Annotated in this window: 13 protein-coding genes; 3 read left to right on the top strand and 10 right to left on the bottom strand. The window is 63.1% G+C overall.

Features of this window, described 5'->3' with window-relative positions; translation table 11 throughout:
- Positions 1 to 98 precede the first annotated feature (98 nt).
- The 10 genes from ACIPHM_RS02920 to ACIPHM_RS02875 form a co-directional block, all read right to left on the bottom strand.
- On the bottom strand, positions 99 to 1,844 hold the full coding sequence (locus ACIPHM_RS02920) for a PhoH family protein (protein ID WP_400324423.1): 1,746 nt from the start codon (positions 1,842 to 1,844) through the stop codon (positions 99 to 101).
- 319 nt (positions 1,845 to 2,163) lie between these two features.
- Complete coding sequence (locus tag ACIPHM_RS02915; RefSeq protein ID WP_400324421.1) at positions 2,164 to 2,625, bottom strand: peroxiredoxin; 462 nt, start codon at positions 2,623 to 2,625, stop codon at positions 2,164 to 2,166.
- 124 nt (positions 2,626 to 2,749) lie between these two features.
- Positions 2,750 to 3,655: a polysaccharide deacetylase family protein gene (locus ACIPHM_RS02910; protein ID WP_400324419.1), complete on the bottom strand. Its 906-nt coding sequence runs from the start codon at positions 3,653 to 3,655 to the stop codon at positions 2,750 to 2,752.
- A 179-nt stretch (positions 3,656 to 3,834) separates the two neighbouring features.
- Positions 3,835 to 4,884, bottom strand: a complete 1,050-nt coding sequence (locus ACIPHM_RS02905; protein ID WP_400324417.1) for a bifunctional UDP-4-keto-pentose/UDP-xylose synthase — start codon at positions 4,882 to 4,884, stop codon at positions 3,835 to 3,837.
- Positions 4,885 to 4,891: 7 nt separating this feature from the next.
- A complete protein-coding gene (locus ACIPHM_RS02900) occupies positions 4,892 to 5,806 on the bottom strand; it encodes a formyltransferase (RefSeq protein WP_400324415.1) in 915 nt (304 codons plus the stop codon).
- Positions 5,803 to 6,825: a glycosyltransferase gene (locus tag ACIPHM_RS02895; protein ID WP_400324413.1), complete on the bottom strand. Its 1,023-nt coding sequence runs from the start codon at positions 6,823 to 6,825 to the stop codon at positions 5,803 to 5,805. The genes ACIPHM_RS02900 and ACIPHM_RS02895 overlap by 4 nt, the downstream gene beginning before the upstream one ends.
- Complete coding sequence (locus ACIPHM_RS02890) at positions 6,822 to 7,973, bottom strand: DegT/DnrJ/EryC1/StrS family aminotransferase (protein ID WP_400325294.1); 1,152 nt, start codon at positions 7,971 to 7,973, stop codon at positions 6,822 to 6,824. Before ACIPHM_RS02890 ends, ACIPHM_RS02895 begins: the two co-directional genes overlap by 4 nt.
- A gap of 115 nt (positions 7,974 to 8,088) precedes the next feature.
- Complete coding sequence (locus ACIPHM_RS02885) at positions 8,089 to 8,460, bottom strand: SMR family transporter (protein WP_400324411.1); 372 nt, start codon at positions 8,458 to 8,460, stop codon at positions 8,089 to 8,091.
- Between the two features lie 74 nt (positions 8,461 to 8,534).
- Complete coding sequence (locus ACIPHM_RS02880) at positions 8,535 to 10,313, bottom strand: phospholipid carrier-dependent glycosyltransferase (protein ID WP_400324409.1); 1,779 nt, start codon at positions 10,311 to 10,313, stop codon at positions 8,535 to 8,537.
- Positions 10,310 to 10,699, bottom strand: coding sequence for an Mth938-like domain-containing protein (locus ACIPHM_RS02875; RefSeq protein WP_400324407.1), 390 nt, complete (start codon positions 10,697 to 10,699; stop codon positions 10,310 to 10,312). Before ACIPHM_RS02875 ends, ACIPHM_RS02880 begins: the two co-directional genes overlap by 4 nt.
- A gap of 316 nt (positions 10,700 to 11,015) precedes the next feature.
- Between ACIPHM_RS02875 and ACIPHM_RS02870 the strand changes: the two genes are divergently transcribed.
- The 3 genes from ACIPHM_RS02870 to thrC are packed head-to-tail and all read left to right on the top strand — an operon-like array spanning position 11,016 to position 15,093.
- On the top strand, positions 11,016 to 12,242 hold the full coding sequence (locus tag ACIPHM_RS02870) for a pyridoxal phosphate-dependent aminotransferase (protein ID WP_400324405.1): 1,227 nt from the start codon (positions 11,016 to 11,018) through the stop codon (positions 12,240 to 12,242).
- A gap of 37 nt (positions 12,243 to 12,279) precedes the next feature.
- A complete protein-coding gene (locus tag ACIPHM_RS02865) occupies positions 12,280 to 13,590 on the top strand; it encodes a homoserine dehydrogenase (RefSeq protein ID WP_400324403.1) in 1,311 nt (436 codons plus the stop codon).
- Positions 13,591 to 13,626: 36 nt separating this feature from the next.
- Positions 13,627 to 15,093: a threonine synthase gene (gene thrC / locus ACIPHM_RS02860; protein ID WP_400324401.1), complete on the top strand. Its 1,467-nt coding sequence runs from the start codon at positions 13,627 to 13,629 to the stop codon at positions 15,091 to 15,093.
- Position 15,094 lies beyond the last annotated feature (1 nt).

The following is a 15,094-nucleotide window of genomic DNA, read 5'->3' as shown; positions in this document are numbered from 1 at the left end:
TGTCCGTTGATGTGCAGCCCGGATGCCAGGTCAATAAAAAACGGCGCCCGAAGGCGCCGTCGTGTGGAGCATCGAAGCGCTGGATAGCGCCGCAGGCGTCAGAGAATTTCCGCTGCGTAGTCCGCCAGGCGCGAACGTTCGCCGCGCGCGAGCGTGACGTGTCCGCTGTGTCCCCAGCCCTTGAAGCGATCCACCACGTAGGTAAGGCCCGAGCTGCCTTCGGTCAGATACGGCGTATCGATCTGCGCGATGTTACCCAGGCAGATCAGCTTGGTGCCGGGGCCTGCGCGCGTCACAAGCGTCTTCATCTGCTTCGGCGTGAGGTTCTGCGCCTCGTCGATGATGACGAACTTGTTCACGAACGTACGGCCGCGCATGAAGTTCATGCTCTTGACCTTGAGTCGCGAGCGGATCAGTTCCTGCGTGGCCGCACGGCCCCATTCGCCGGCGGAGTCGTCGGTCTTTTGCAGCACTTCGAGGTTGTCGTCGAATGCCCCCATCCACGGTTGCATCTTTTCTTCCTCGGTGCCCGGCAGGAAGCCGATATCTTCACCGACGGGCACGGTCGCGCGCGTGATGATGATCTCGTTGTAGCGCTTCTCGTCGAGCGTTTGCGCCAGACCGGCGGCCAGTGCCAGAAGCGTCTTGCCGGTGCCTGCCTGACCGAGCAGCGTGATGAAGTCCACCTCCGGGTTCATCAGCAAATTCAGCGCGAAGTTCTGCTCGCGGTTGCGCGCCGTAATGCCCCACACGTTGTTCTTGTGATGGCCATAGTCACGCAGCGTTTGCAGCAACGCCGTCTTGCCGTTGATCTCCCGAACCTGCGCGTAGAAGGGCGCCTCGCCGTTGTTCGTCTCCAGATAGACGAACTGGTTGATGAGGAAGCTCAAGCACAGCGGGCCGGTAATGCGATAGAACGTGGTGCCGGTGCGGTTGTCCTGCCAGCTCTCCATGCCTTTGCCGTGCTTGGTCCAGAAGTCCGGCGGCAGAGCCATCACACCCGAGTACAGCAGATCGCTGTCCTCAAGCACCTTGTCGTTGAAGTAGTCTTCCGCGGGCAGGCCGAGCGCATGCGCCTTGACGCGCATGTTGATGTCCTTCGACACCAGCACCACCTGACGGTCGCGGAACTTGTCCTGCAGCGCGCGTACGACGCCCAGAATCTGGTTGTCGGCCTTGCCTTGCGGCAGACCTTCGAGCGGCGGGACTTCGGGCAGGTCGGTCTGGAAGTACAGACGGCCGGTGGCATCTTTATTACCGAGTCGCGAGAGCGGAATGCCCTCTGCCATCGACTTGGTGCCACTTTCCGCGACCAGTCCGTCGAGCGTGCGGCTCACCTGACGCGCGTTGCGCGCCACTTCTGACATGCCCTTCTTGTGATTGTCGAGCTCTTCCAACGTCATCATCGGCAGATAGACGTCGTGCTCTTCGAAGCGGAACAGGCTGCTCGGGTCGTGCATGAGCACATTCGTGTCGAGCACGAAGAGCTTGGCGGGTTCCGGGTCCTTGCCGCGTGTGCGTTTCGAACCCGAGCCCGGCGCCGTCGACTTCACGGCCTTCAGGGACGGGGTCGCGCCGGTGGAGTCGGCCGGCGGCGGCGACTGAGGCGAACGTGCAGCGGGCGACGGCTGTGGTGCAGTCTGCGTCGCCGGGGCGTGTTTGGGGACGACCTTCAACTCGGTCGTGCTGGAGGCACCCGCAGCACCGGACGTCTCGCCCAGTGCATGTTGTTCAGACGAGGGAATCGGTTTCTTGGCCTCCGTGCGCGAAGGTTTGAGGCGAGTGGGGAATTGTTCCGGGGCAAGCAGCGTGCCCGGTTTGGTCGGCGCCGATGGCAATGGCATAGATTTCCCGTTCAAGAAAACACAACACTACTCGGCCGGGACAGACGGCAATACAACAGGTCCCGGCAACAAAAAAGCCGCCTGCCCGGACGCACCGGAGAGGCGGCTTGGCTGAAGGCGCCGCCGTGGCGACGCCTGCAATAGTCTCGTTCAATGCGCTTGATCATTACGGCCGACTATAACGTCTCTTGCCGTGCTTGTATAGCGTCGAATGTCCTCACTGGCGGTCGCATCGGCGGCTGAGCAACACCCGGCCGAATAGCGCTCGCGCCGATGCCCGACGCCCCGCACGGGCGGGCATCGGGCACCGTGGGCAGCGTCAGATCGCCTGCACGGCGCTTAACACTTCCGCCACGTGATCGGGTACGCGCACCCCGCGCCATTCCTTGCGCAGAACCCCCTTTTCGTCGATCAGAAAGGTGCTGCGTTCGATCCCCAGATGTTCTTTGCCATACAGTTTTTTCAGCTTGATGACACCGAACAGTTTGCACACGGCTTCGTCGCCGTCCGAGATCAGCGGGAAGGGCAGTTCGAGCTTGTTCTTGAAGTTCTCGTGCGAGCGCAGGCTGTCGCGCGACACGCCGATGATCTGGGCGCCCGCGGCCTGGAACTGGTCGTAGCTGTCGCGGAAGTTCATGCCTTCCGTGGTGCAGCCGGGCGTGTTGTCCTTCGGGTAAAAGTAGATCACTACTTTCTTGCCGCGATGCGCCTTGAGCGAAAAATCGCCGCCGGTGGCCGGTGCGGTGAAATCGGGCACGGGAGTGTCGATGGCTACCGTCACTATGGTCTCCTTGGGTGGCCTTGCGAGGCCGGTTCGGGAAGTGTATCGAATGCGGGTTGAGGCAGGATCGGTGCCGGATTTATGCCGGATGGATGCGTGATTAACTCCGGCGACCGGCTTTGGGTCAGGCGGCTGCCTGGCCTTCGAGGATCAGATCGCCCGAGCGGCCCGGAATCTCGCCCCACACGACCGGATGCGCCGGCAGGGTGGCGAGATCGAGCGTCTCGTAATACTGACCCATCGTGACCAGATCATGGCCCTGGCGACGCCAGCCGGCCAGCAACTGACGGAACAACGGCGCCAGCTTCTGGCCTTCGAGTTCTGCATGCAGCGTGAACACGTGATCTTGCGCCGGATCGCGGGTCAGGGCAAGCAGATGCTCGGCCACACCGTTGATGTCGCGACCGTCGATACCGAGCAATTCGTCGACCGTGGGCAGCGTCGTCGGCATCTGCACATGCTTGAGCCGCACGCCGTCGACGATCGGGTAATGCGGCGCCGTGCCGCGTCCGTCGGACGCATATTTCATGCCCCACGCATCGATCTGACGGAAGGCGTGGTTGTTCATCTGCCAGCCGGCGGCGCCATGCGTGAGCGGCGGTGCGCCGAAGATCTGCGCAAAGCGTGCATAGGCTTGTGACATCTGGCGCTGGGTCCATGCGCCGTCGCGCGTGCGCACGTTGTCTTGCCAATACGTGTGGTCCCAGGTGTGGATGCCGGTCTCGTGACCCGCGCTCTGCACGGTGCGCATGACGTTGGCGGCGCGCTTGCCGATGTCCGGGCCGGGCAGCAGCGTGCCGTACATGAGCGTCTTAAAGCCGTAATGTTCGACGACCGACGTACGCGAGACTTTCTTCAGGAAGCCCGGACGAAAGACGCGCTTGAGCGCCCAGCCGGTATGGTCCGGCCCGAGGCTGAACAGAAATGTCGCCTGGGCGTCGTGCCCGGCCAGTGCGGCGAGCAGGTTGGGCACGCCTTCACGGGTGCCGCGCAGGGTGTCGACGTCGATCTTCAGGACAATCTTGGCCATAGCCGCCCTTGAGTGATACACCGAAGCCATCGCCTGAACTGCGCGCGATGCCTCGAATGTCGAATCCATTTACCGAGTCAAAAACGCCCGATGCGCCGAGGGCGCACCGGGCGTGTCGTGCGATGTCCGGGCTGCGCCGCAGCATGGTCGCTGCGGCAGGCCGGACGGAAGCACTGGCGTTATTCGCCCTCGACCAGACGACGAGCTTCGGCGACGTGGCCGCGATACGCTTCGAAAATCTTGCGCAGCGCGTCGTCCATCGACGTGGTCGGTGCCCAGCCGAGTTCCTGCATGGTGTTCTCGATCTTCGGCACACGGTTCTGCACGTCCTGATAGCCATTGCCGTAGTAGGCGCCCGACGACGTTTCGACGAGCTGAACCTTCTTGGCCGTCTCGGCGTACTCGGGGTATTCGGCGGCGAGCTTGAGCATCATGTGAGCCAACTCGCGCACCGAGAAATTGTTCGTCGGGTTGCCGATGTTGTAGATCTTGCCGCTGGCAACGTTGTCCTTGTTGTCGATGATGCGCACCAGGGCGTCGATACCGTCGTCGATGTCGGTAAAGGCGCGCTTCTGGGCACCGCCGTCGACCAGGCTGATGTTCTCACCGCGAGCGATGTGGCCGAGGAATTGCGTGACCACGCGCGACGAACCTTCCTTCGGCGTGTGGATCGAGTCGAGACCGGCGCCGATCCAGTTGAACGGACGGAACAGCGAGAAGTTCAGGCCTTCCTGCATGCCGTAGCCCCAGATCACGCGATCCATGAGCTGCTTCGAGCAGGCGTAAATCCAGCGCGGCTTGTTGATCGGGCCGTAGACCAGCGGCGAGTTTTCCGGATCGAATTCGCCGTCGGTGCACATGCCGTAGACCTCGGAGGTCGACGGGAACACCAGATGCTTGCCGTACTTCACGGCCGAGCGCACGATCGGCAGGTTTGCTTCGAAGTCGAGTTCGAACACGCGCAGCGGGGCCTTGACGTAGGTGGCCGGCGTGGCGATGGCGACCAGCGGCAGGATCACGTCACACTTGCGAATGTGGTACTCGACCCATTCCTTGTTGATCGTGATGTCGCCTTCGAAGAAGTGCATGCGCTCATGGTTGACCAGATCGCCGAGGCGATCGGTGAGCATGTCCATGCCATAAACTTCCCAGTCGGTCGTCTCCAGGATGCGCTTCGACAGGTGGTGGCCGATGAACCCGTTGACACCGAGAATCAGGACTTTTTTCATATTACGGTCAGTGATTGAGCTGGGAAAACTGTTCCGGCGTGACAGACTTGCCGTCCAGCGTTAGTTCATGAATGACAATGGCATTTCCGTCGCCGCAAACGCCGAGGAGCGCATTATCCACTACTTGCAGTCCGCAGAGCAAACCGGCAGGGGCGGGCGAGCGTGACAGACGGGCTCGCGTGACGACCCAGCGGCGCTGTGCAACGTCGGTAAATGCGCCCGGATAGGGCGGTGCGACGGCGCGAATCAGGTTGTAGACGTCCTGTGCCGGCTGGTTCCAGTCTATGCGACCGTCTTCGGGCTTGCGTCCGCCGAAATAGCTGCCTGCGGCGAGGTCGTTGGTGTGGCGCGTCGCCGTGCCTGCGATCAGGCCCGGCAGACAGCGCCAGAGCGTCTGTTCGGCGGCGACGGTCACCTTCTCGAACACTTCGCCTGCCGTGTCGTCCGGCAGGATCGGTACAGACGTCTGATCGATGATCGCGCCGGCGTCCGGCTTGAGGGCCATTTCGTGCAGCGTGGCGCCCGTTTCCGTTTCGCCTCGCAAAACCGCCCAGTTCACCGGCACGCGACCGCGATACTTCGGCAGCAGCGAGCCATGCATGTTGAATGCGCCTCGCGGGGCGATATCCAGCACCGCCACTGGAATCATGTGACGGTAATAGAACGAGAAGATGAAGTCCGGCGCCGCGGCGCGGATGCGCTCGGCGAGTGCGGGATCGGCCGGGTCGTCAGGCGTGACGACCGGAATGCCATGCTCGGCGGCCACACCGGCAACGCTGCCGAACCAGATGTTCTCGTTCGGATTGTCCTGATGCGTGACGACAAGGGCGACGTCGACGCCGCGTGCGAGCAGCACTTGCAGGCAGCGAACGCCAACGTTGTGATACGCGAAGACGATGGCTTTGGCGGACGTGATGCTCATGAAGTGTGCGATCCCAGTTCCGTCGCGCCGGTGCTCAGGCTGGCGCTGGCGGCACCGCCGACGGCATTCTCGGTATGACCCGACGGCTGCGCTTCGAGCACGGCCTGCACCAGATAGCGCGGACGCTGGCGCACTTGCTGATAGATGCGGCCGATGTATTCACCGAGCAGGCCCATGCCGAACAGGATCACCCCGAGCAGGCAGAACGTGACGGCGAACAGCGTGAACACGCCCTGAACTTCCGAGCCGAACAGGAAGCGGCGGGCGATCAGCACGATGAACAGCAAGCCGGAGGCGGCCGACAGCGTAATGCCCACGCCCGAGAGCCATTGCAGCGGCACGACCGAGAAGCCGGTAACGAGGTCGAAGTTCAGGCGAATCAGGCTGTAGAGCGAATACTTCGACTCACCTGCGAAGCGTTCTTCGTGCAAGACATCCACTTCCGTGGGGTTTTGCGCGAACGTGAACGCCAGCGCCGGGATGAACGTATTGATCTCGCGGCACTGATTGACGGTATCGACGATGTGACGGCTATAGCCGCGCAGCATGCAGCCCTGATCGGTCATGCGAATACGCGTGATGCGCTCGCGCAGACGGTTCATGGCACGCGAGGCGTGGCGGCGGAACCACGTGTCCTGACGGTTCATGCGCACCGTGCCCACGTAGTCGTGACCGGCGGCCAGTTGCGCGACGAGCTTGCCGATTTCTTCCGGCGGATTCTGCAAATCGGCATCGAGCGTGACGACCCATTCGCCGCGCGTATGCTCGAAGCCCGCGAGAATGGCCATGTGCTGCCCGTAGTTGCCGTTGAACAGCACCACGCGCGTCACATCCGGGCGTGCCCGGTACTGCTCGGCTAGCAGGGCGGCCGAGCGGTCGCGGCTGCCATCGTTGACGAACACCACTTCGTAGGTCACGCCCAGCTTGTCGAGCGCCGGGTATAGCCGGGTGAAGAGGGCGGCGAGGCCTGCCTCTTCGTTATAAACCGGGATGACGACAGAGAGTTGTGGTCGATTCATTTTTGGTGATCAGCGCAAATAGCGTTCACGGCTTCGCAGACGCGCGCAACGTCGGCATCCGTCATGGCGGGGAATAGCGGCAGCGTCAGGATGGCGCGGCCAAGGCGTTCCGTATGCGGAAACTGGCCTTCCTTGAAGCCCAGTGCACGATACATTGTAAACAGGTGGATGGCAGGGTAGTGGACACCGCTGCCGATGCCGCGGGCCTTGAGCTCTTCCATGAAACCCGCACGATCGATCGTCAGACGCGCGAGCGGCAACTCGATCTGGAACATATGCCAGTTCGAGTTTGTGAAATCGGCGTGCGGCAGGCCCGTGCCCAGCGCGACGGCGGTGCCGCCCGCGAGCGTGTCGAAATACAGACGCGCCAGTTCCGTGCGGCGTCGATTGAACTCCGCCAGGTGCGGCATCTGACCCAGGCCCACGCGGGCGGCCACGTCCGTGAGGTTGTACTTGCCGCCGAGCACGTCGACGTCCATGCCGTCGAAGCCGGTGCGGGTCACGCCTTGCAGGCGGTACTTCTCGGCCAGACGCGCTTCGTCCTCGGTGTTGAAGACCAGTGCGCCGCCCTCGATGGAGGTCAGGTTCTTGTTCGGGTGGAAGCTGAACGAGACGAGATCGCCGAACGAGCCGATGCGCTTGCCGCCCCAGCCCGAGCCCATCGCCTGCGCGGCGTCTTCGATCACGCGCAGCTTGTGACGGCGCGCGATGTCGTACAGGCGGTCCATGTCGACCGGCAGCCCCGCGAGGTAGACCGGGATGATCGCGCGGGTCTTCGGCGTGATGGCCTTTTCGAGCAGATCGAGGTCGATGTTGCGCGTGGCCGGATCGACGTCCACGAACACGGGCGTGGCGCCAACTTCCAGAATGACGTTGGACGTTGCGACCCACGACAGCGGCGTGGTGATGACTTCGTCGCCGCCCTGCACGCCGGCGATGCGCAGACCGATCTCCAGCGTGGCGGTGCCCGAGTTGAAGACGCGCACGGGACGTCCGCCGAAATATTCGGACAGTGCCTTCTCAAAGGCCTGTACTTGCGGGCCCGAGGTGATCCAGCCCGAACGCAGCACGTCGGCTACACCCGCGATGGTCGCGTCGTCGATGGTCGGACGCGTGAACGGGATGAACGGTTGATTCGGTTGGGAGATTGCCGAGTCGCTCATGATGTATGACTAAGCCTCAATCAAGTAAGCCTGAATATGCATGAAAAACGCGCCCGCAAATATCGGGCGGCGCGTTCTGCGATTGCGTCGGGCAACTGCGTCAGCTGCGCGCAAGAATATAAACACCCACAAGAATGATGCCGATGGCGAGGACACGTTGCATCGACAGCGTCTCGCCGAACAGGTACCACGCGGCGAAGGCGTTCACGACATAGCCCAGCGAGAGCATCGGATAGGCGATCGAGACTTCCACGCGCGAGAGCGCCAGGATCCAGACGACCACGCTGATGGCATAGCAGACGAGCCCGCCCATGATGGGCACCTGCGTGGCAAGTTTGATACCAATGGGTACGATATTGGCGCGCGTGAATTCGAGTGCGCCGATGGCGTTCGCGCCAGCCTTGAGCAGCAACTGGGCGCATGCGTTGAGCAGCACGCCCGTGAGAATAAGGGAAAACGTAGCGAGATTCATGGAACGTTTGTGAACGTTTGTGAATAATTATGGATGCGACACAAACCGGCAGATACCGGTTCGAAACAAGCGCGCTATTTTACGTTGTCTTCGGGTTGTGGTTTCGAGATCACAATTCGCCGGGCATCGCGCGCGATGATGCGCATCGGTAAATGCTCGGCTTCGAGCTTGCCGAACGTGTCCGGATCGACCAGCGCGAGGGCCTTCGGATCGGCGCGCCAGCGAGCGTAGAAGTCGTCGAGCGTCGGTAGCCACTTCTGCGGCTCCTGCTTCACGCCGAACTCCAGTTCGTCCGGGTGCTGCACCATGATCATCGTATGCCCGAGGTAATAGGGCATGGTGTGATCGAGCACGTTCACGGAATAGAACGGCACGTTCGGGCCAAGGCGCTGCATCTCCGCCTTGACGGCCGGCACGAGCAGCACGCCCGTGCTCTGGCGGCCGAACACTTCGTGCCCCATGCCGCCGATGGTCACCAGCAGCAGCATGCCGCCGGCGAACGCGAGCAGGGCGCGTCGTGCGCTGTGCCGCGCCAGACGCCAGGCAATGAGCGTGCCCACCAGGCCGGCACCCACGGCGAAGTACAGCCAGATCTGGAACGCCTTGTACAGTTCGTTCGGATTACGCACGCTGCCGGCGCGTCCGGCAAAGATGGCGACCATGACGAGCGCGGCGATCAGGAACACAGCGTAACCGGCCATGTGCATGCGCACCGTGTCGCGGCGCAGTTGCGCCAGATACAGGCCGAACAGCAGCGCCATCGCCGGGGCGATCGGCAGCAGATACGAAATCAGCTTCGAGTGCGACGCGCTGAAGAACACGAAGATGAACACCGACCACACCCACAGGATCAGGGTGGGTGCGAAGCCATTGGGCTGGCGCGGCATGCGCAGCGTGGCGCGCACGGTGCCCGGCAGGACCGACAGCCACGGCAGGAAGCCGACGATGAACACGGGCACGAAGTACCACGGTGCGCCGTCACGGTTATGGCCTTCCATCGCGAAACGGCGGAAGTGCTCGTTGATGAAGAAGAAGTCGAAGAACTCGGGATTGTGGATCTGCACGAGCACGAACCAGGGCGCCGCAATCGCAAAAAAGACGATCAGGCCGCTGCCCAGATAGAGACGGCGCCACAGTGCCCAATCGCGCGCGATGAGCGTGTAGAGCACCAGCACGGCGCCCGGCAGCACGATCCCCACCAGTCCCTTGCTCAGCACGGCAAGCGCCATGGCCGCCCAGCACAGCCACATCCAGCCACGCACCGCGGCGCGTGCAAGGCCCGGGCGTTGCGCGAGCAGCAGCGCGCACAGCGACAGTCCCATGAAGAACGACAGGCCCATGTCGAGCACGTTGAAGTGCCCGAGCAGCGACCACAGCGGGGCGCAGGCCAGCGCGGCGGCGGCGAACAGGCCCACGCGGGCGTTGAACACGCGTCGGCCGGTGAAGCCGATCATCAGCACGCCCGCGAAGCCGGTCAGCGCCGTCCAGAGCCGGGCCTGCCACTCGCCTAGCCCGAAGGCGGCGAACGTGAGCGCGTTCATCCAGGTTTGCAGCGGCGGCTTCTCGAAATACTTGTAGCCGTTGTAGCGCGGGGTGATCCAGTCGCCCGTCACCCACATCTCGCGCGCCATTTCGGCGTAGCGGCCTTCGTCGCTCGAAATCAGGTGGCGGTAGTCGAGCACGCCGAACCAGACCAGCGCGAACGCCAGGAGCAGCAGCCAGAAGGCGGCCGGGGAGAGCGGGTACGACGCGGGTACGGTGCCCGAGGCGGGTGAGGAAGACGGGGAAGGCGTGGGCGGGCGCGGACGGGATTCGGCGGCCGGCAGGCCGGAGGCGAGCGGGCGGCGGCTCACTCAGTCGCCTCGGTTTCGATGAGCAGGGCGAGGACGACGCGGCGTCCTTCGCTCATCAGAATGTTGTAGGTGCGGCAGGCGGCCTGGGTGTCCATGGAGTCCACGCCAATGCGTTGGCTGGTCAGCGCCGTGGTGAGGCGGGGGTGCGCGAAGCGAAGGCGTGCGCCGCTGCCGAAGATGACGACTTCGGGCTCGAACCTGCGCAGCATGTCGAAATGGGAGGTGTCGAGCGCTTCGAAGCGCGATACCGGCCACGGCGCAACCGTGCCCTCGGGCGCAATGATCACGCTCTGGTCGTGACGGATCTTGTTGACCTCGACATAGCCCGGGCCGTAGCCGGTGACCGTGTTCAATGCTGCTTGCGACGGGTCTTGATGCAGTTTCACTTTCGGAGATTCCCTACCCAGTGGTGACTGAGCGTCGGCAAATCGTGTAACGGCCGGGCATCTTGCCTCGCGTGCCGCAAACCGTCAATGATGCATTGCCGAAGTCTGTCATAATTGGCTAAATTATAGCTTTTTGCCGTACGCAGCACGGCAAAACCGTTGCAGTGCGGCATTTGCCACGTCGAATTCGGGAAAAATACGGTGTCATGTGCGTCTGACGCACACTGCCCAAGGTCATTCCCGTCGATTCGCCGTGCACCCCGCCTGCTGCCGGCCCGTCCGGACCCCTGCGCCGCCCGTCAAGACCACAACCGCCGTGAAACCGATCCTCAAATCGCAGAAATTGCAGAATGTCTGCTACGACATTCGTGGGCCCGTGCTCGAACATGCCAAGCGCATGGAAGACGAAGGTCATCGCATCATCAAGCTGAACATCGGCAATCTGGCGCCGTTCGGTTTCGAGCCGCCCGACGAGATCGTGCAGGACATGATCCGCAATCTGCCGAACTCGGCCGGTTACTCGGATTCCCGGGGGGTGTTCGCGGCGCGCAAGGCGATCATGCACTACTGCCAGCAAAAGCGCATCAATGACGTTCAACTCGACGACATCTACCTCGGCAACGGGGCGTCGGAGCTGATCGTGATGGCCATGCAGGCGCTGCTCAACGACGGCGACGAAGTGCTCGTGCCCGCGCCCGACTACCCGCTCTGGACGGCGGCGGTCAGCCTGTCGGGCGGCACGCCGGTGCACTACATCTGCGACGAGCAGGCCGACTGGCAGCCGGATCTGGCGGACATCCGCAAGAAGATCACGCCGAACACGCGCGCGATCGTCATCATCAACCCGAACAACCCGACCGGCGCCCTGTATTCGGACGCGCTCCTGAAGGACATCGTCGCGTTCGCCCGCGAGCACAAGCTCATCATTTACGCCGACGAGATCTACGACAAGATCGTCTACGACGGCGAGGAGCATACGTCGATCGGCTCGCTGTCCGAAGACGTGCTCACGATCACGTTCAACGGCCTGTCGAAGAGCTATCGCGCGTGCGGCTACCGCGCGGGCTGGATGGTCGTGTCGGGCGACAAGCGTCCGGCGCGCGACTACATCGAGGGGCTGAACATTCTCGCCTCGATGCGTCTGTGCCCGAACGTGCCCGGCCAGTACGCCATTCAGACGGCGCTCGGCGGCTATCAGAGCATCAAGGATCTGATCGTGCCCGGCGGCCGTCTCTATGAGCAGCGCGAGATCGCCCACCGCATGCTCACCGACATTCCCGGTGTGACCTGCGTGAAGCCCAAGGCTGCGCTATACCTGTTCCCGCGTCTGGATCCGGCGGTGTACCCCATCGCCAACGATCAGGACTTCATCCTCCAGTTGCTGCTCGAAGAGAAGGTCCTGCTGGTGCAGGGCAGCGGCTTCAACTGGATGCATCCCGACCACTTCCGCGTAGTGTTCCTGCCTCACGAGGGCGACCTGGAAGACGCCATCAGTCGCATTGCCCGCTTCCTTGACGGTTATCGCCGTCGCCACGGCAAGTGATGCGCGCCAACCGATTCCGACTTTTGAGTAAAACTGCATGAAACCGATCAAATTGGGCCTGCTGGGCCTTGGCACGGTGGGCTATGGCGCCTTCCAGGTACTGGCTCGCAACCAGGAAGAAATTCAACGTCGTGCCGGCCGGGGTATCGAGATTACGAAGGTCGCGGTCCGTAATGTCGAACGTGCCCAGGGTCTCGTTGGCCACGCCGCCGTCGTCACGGGCGACCCGTTCGACGTGGTCAACGATCCGGCCATCGACGTCGTGGTCGAGACCATCGGCGGATACGATCTCACCAAAGAACTCGTCCTCAAGGCGATCGAGAACGGCAAGCACGTGGTCACCGCCAACAAGGCGCTGCTGGCCGTCTACGGCAACGAGATCTTCGCCGCCGCCCGCAAGGCCAATGTGATGGTCGCGTTCGAAGCGGCTGTCGCCGGTGGCATTCCCATCATCAAGGCGCTGCGCGAAGGCCTGACCGCCAACCGCATTCAGTGGATCGCCGGCATCATCAACGGCACCACGAACTTCATTCTGTCGGAGATGCGCGACAAGGGCATCGATTTCGACGTGGCGCTCGCCGACGCTCAGCGTCTGGGCTACGCGGAAGCCGATCCGACGTTCGACATCGAAGGCGTCGACGCCGCGCACAAGCTCACGCTCATGAGCGCCATCGCGTTCGGCGTGCCGGTGCAGTTCGACCGCGCTTACATCGAAGGCATCACCAGGCTCTCCGCGCTTGACATCAAGTACGCGGAAGAGCTGGGCTATCGCATCAAGCTGCTGGGCATCACCCGTCGTGCGGAGGCGGGCATCGAACTGCGCGTGCATCCGACGCTGATTCCGGCCAAGCGCCTCATCGCCAACGTCGAGGGCGCCATGAACGCCGTGCTGGTGCAGGGCGACGCCGTGGGCGCCACGCTTTATTACGGCAAGGGTGCGGGCGCCGAGCCGACCGCGTCGGCCGTGGTGGCCGATATCGTCGACGTGACGCGTCTGCAAACAGCCGATCCGGAGCATCGCGTGCCGCATCTGGCCTTCCAGCACGACTCGCTCTCGGACACCCCGGTGCTGCCGATCGACGAAGTCACCACGAGCTATTACCTGCGTCTGCGCGTGGTCGACCGTGCGGGCGTGATGGCCGAGCTCACGCGCATTCTGGCCGATCTGGACATCTCCATCGACGCGCTGCTGCAAAAGGAGTCGCGCGAAGGCGAGCACCAGACCGACATCATCATCCTGACGCATCAGACGCAGGAAAAGCATATCAACACGGCCATCGCGAAGATCGAGGCCATGGACACCGTGCTTTCGAGCGTCACGCGCATTCGCATGGAAGCATTGAGCTGAGCGCCTCCTGAACCGACACGACAGGACACGACCCACATGAAATACATCTCCACGCGCGGCGCGGGCCTGAGCTCGGGCGAGCCGCAATCGTTCTCCAGCATTCTGCTCGGCGGCCTGGCCCCGGACGGCGGTCTGTATCTGCCGACGCAGTATCCGCAGGTGACGGCAGACGAGTTGCGCGCCTGGCGTCAGTTGTCGTATGCCGAACTCGCCGCGAAGGTGCTGGCGAAGTTCGCGGGCGACATTCCGGCCGAGATTCTGGCCGATCTGACCAAGCGCACCTACACCGCCGAGGTGTACCGCAACGTGCGTCCGGGCGAAGACGCCACGGACATCACGCCGCTGCTGCCGCTGGGCGTCGAGGGCGACACGCAACTCTCGCTGCTGGCGCTCTCGAACGGCCCGACGCTGGCGTTCAAGGACATGGCCATGCAGTTGCTCGGCAATCTGTTCGAGTACGCACTGGCGCAGCACGGCGATGCGCTCAACATTCTCGGGGCGACGTCCGGCGATACGGGCAGCGCGGCTGAGTACGCCATGCGCGGCAAGGAAGGCATTCGTGTCTTCATGCTCTCGCCGGCGGGCAAGATGAGTGCCTTCCAGACGGCGCAGATGTACAGCCTGCAAGACCCGAACATATCCAACCTTGCCGTGGAAGGCGTGTTCGACGATGCGCAGGACATCGTCAAGGCAGTCTCGAACGATCACGCGTTCAAGGCGCGCTACAAGATCGGTACCGTCAATTCGATCAACTGGGCGCGCGTCGTGGCGCAGGTCGTGTACTACTTCAAGGGCTACTTCGCGGCGACGGGCGGCAAGTCCGGGCAGGACGGCGAAGTGTCGTTCACGGTGCCCTCGGGCAACTTCGGCAACGTCTGCGCCGGTCACATCGCGCGCATGATGGGCCTGCCGATCCGCAGGCTGGTCGTGGCGACCAACGAGAACGACGTGCTCGACGAATTCTTCCGCACCGGCCGTTACCGCGTGCGCAAGTCGGCGGAGACGTTCCACACGAGCAGTCCGAGCATGGACATCTCGAAGGCCTCGAACTTCGAGCGTTTCCTGTTCGATCTGCTGGGCCGCGACGCCGCTGCTACCGCCGATCTGCTGTCGAAGGTCGAGCGCGAGGGCGGTTTCGATCTGTCGGGCACCGAGGCCTTTGCCCGTGTGGCGAAGTTCGGTTTCGTCTCGGGCCGCAGCACGCACTCGGATCGTCTCGCGACGATTCAGGACGTGGCCAAGCGCTACGACGTGGTCATCGATACGCACACGGCCGATGGCGTGAAGGTCGCGCGCGAAGCGCTCGAACCGGGCGTGCCGATGGTGGTGCTCGAGACCGCGCAGCCGGCGAAGTTTGCCGAGACGATTCGCGAAGCATTGCATCGCGAGCCGCCGCGTCCGGCCGGCTTCGAGCAGCTCGAATCGCTGCCGCAGCGCTTCGATACTGTGCCGAACGACGTCGAACGCGTGAAGGCCTACATCGCAGAGCACACCGGCCTGTAAG

The organism is Pandoraea sp. NPDC087047, from assembly GCF_044745225.1.
In the GTDB taxonomy this organism is placed as follows: Bacteria; Pseudomonadota; Gammaproteobacteria; order Burkholderiales; family Burkholderiaceae; genus Pandoraea.
The sequence above is the reverse complement of the archived record's forward strand: the minus strand, read 5'-3'. Positions and strand labels throughout refer to the sequence as shown.

Bases quoted from the DNA above. Each gene is read 5' to 3' on its own strand.
- ACIPHM_RS02900 (WP_400324415.1), bottom strand. From the start codon at position 5,806: ATGAGCATCACGTCCGCCAAAGCCATCGTCTTCGCGTATCACAACGTT.
- ACIPHM_RS02885 (WP_400324411.1), bottom strand. From the start codon at position 8,460: ATGAATCTCGCTACGTTTTCCCTTATTCTCACGGGCGTGCTGCTCAAC.
- ACIPHM_RS02865 (WP_400324403.1), top strand. From the start codon at position 12,280: ATGAAACCGATCAAATTGGGCCTGCTGGGCCTTGGCACGGTGGGCTAT.
- ACIPHM_RS02910 (WP_400324419.1), bottom strand. From the start codon at position 3,655: ATGGCCAAGATTGTCCTGAAGATCGACGTCGACACCCTGCGCGGCACC.
- thrC (WP_400324401.1), top strand. From the start codon at position 13,627: ATGAAATACATCTCCACGCGCGGCGCGGGCCTGAGCTCGGGCGAGCCG.
- ACIPHM_RS02905 (WP_400324417.1), bottom strand. From the start codon at position 4,884: ATGAAAAAAGTCCTGATTCTCGGTGTCAACGGGTTCATCGGCCACCAC.
- ACIPHM_RS02895 (WP_400324413.1), bottom strand. From the start codon at position 6,825: ATGAATCGACCACAACTCTCTGTCGTCATCCCGGTTTATAACGAAGAG.
- ACIPHM_RS02920 (WP_400324423.1), bottom strand. From the start codon at position 1,844: ATGCCATTGCCATCGGCGCCGACCAAACCGGGCACGCTGCTTGCCCCG.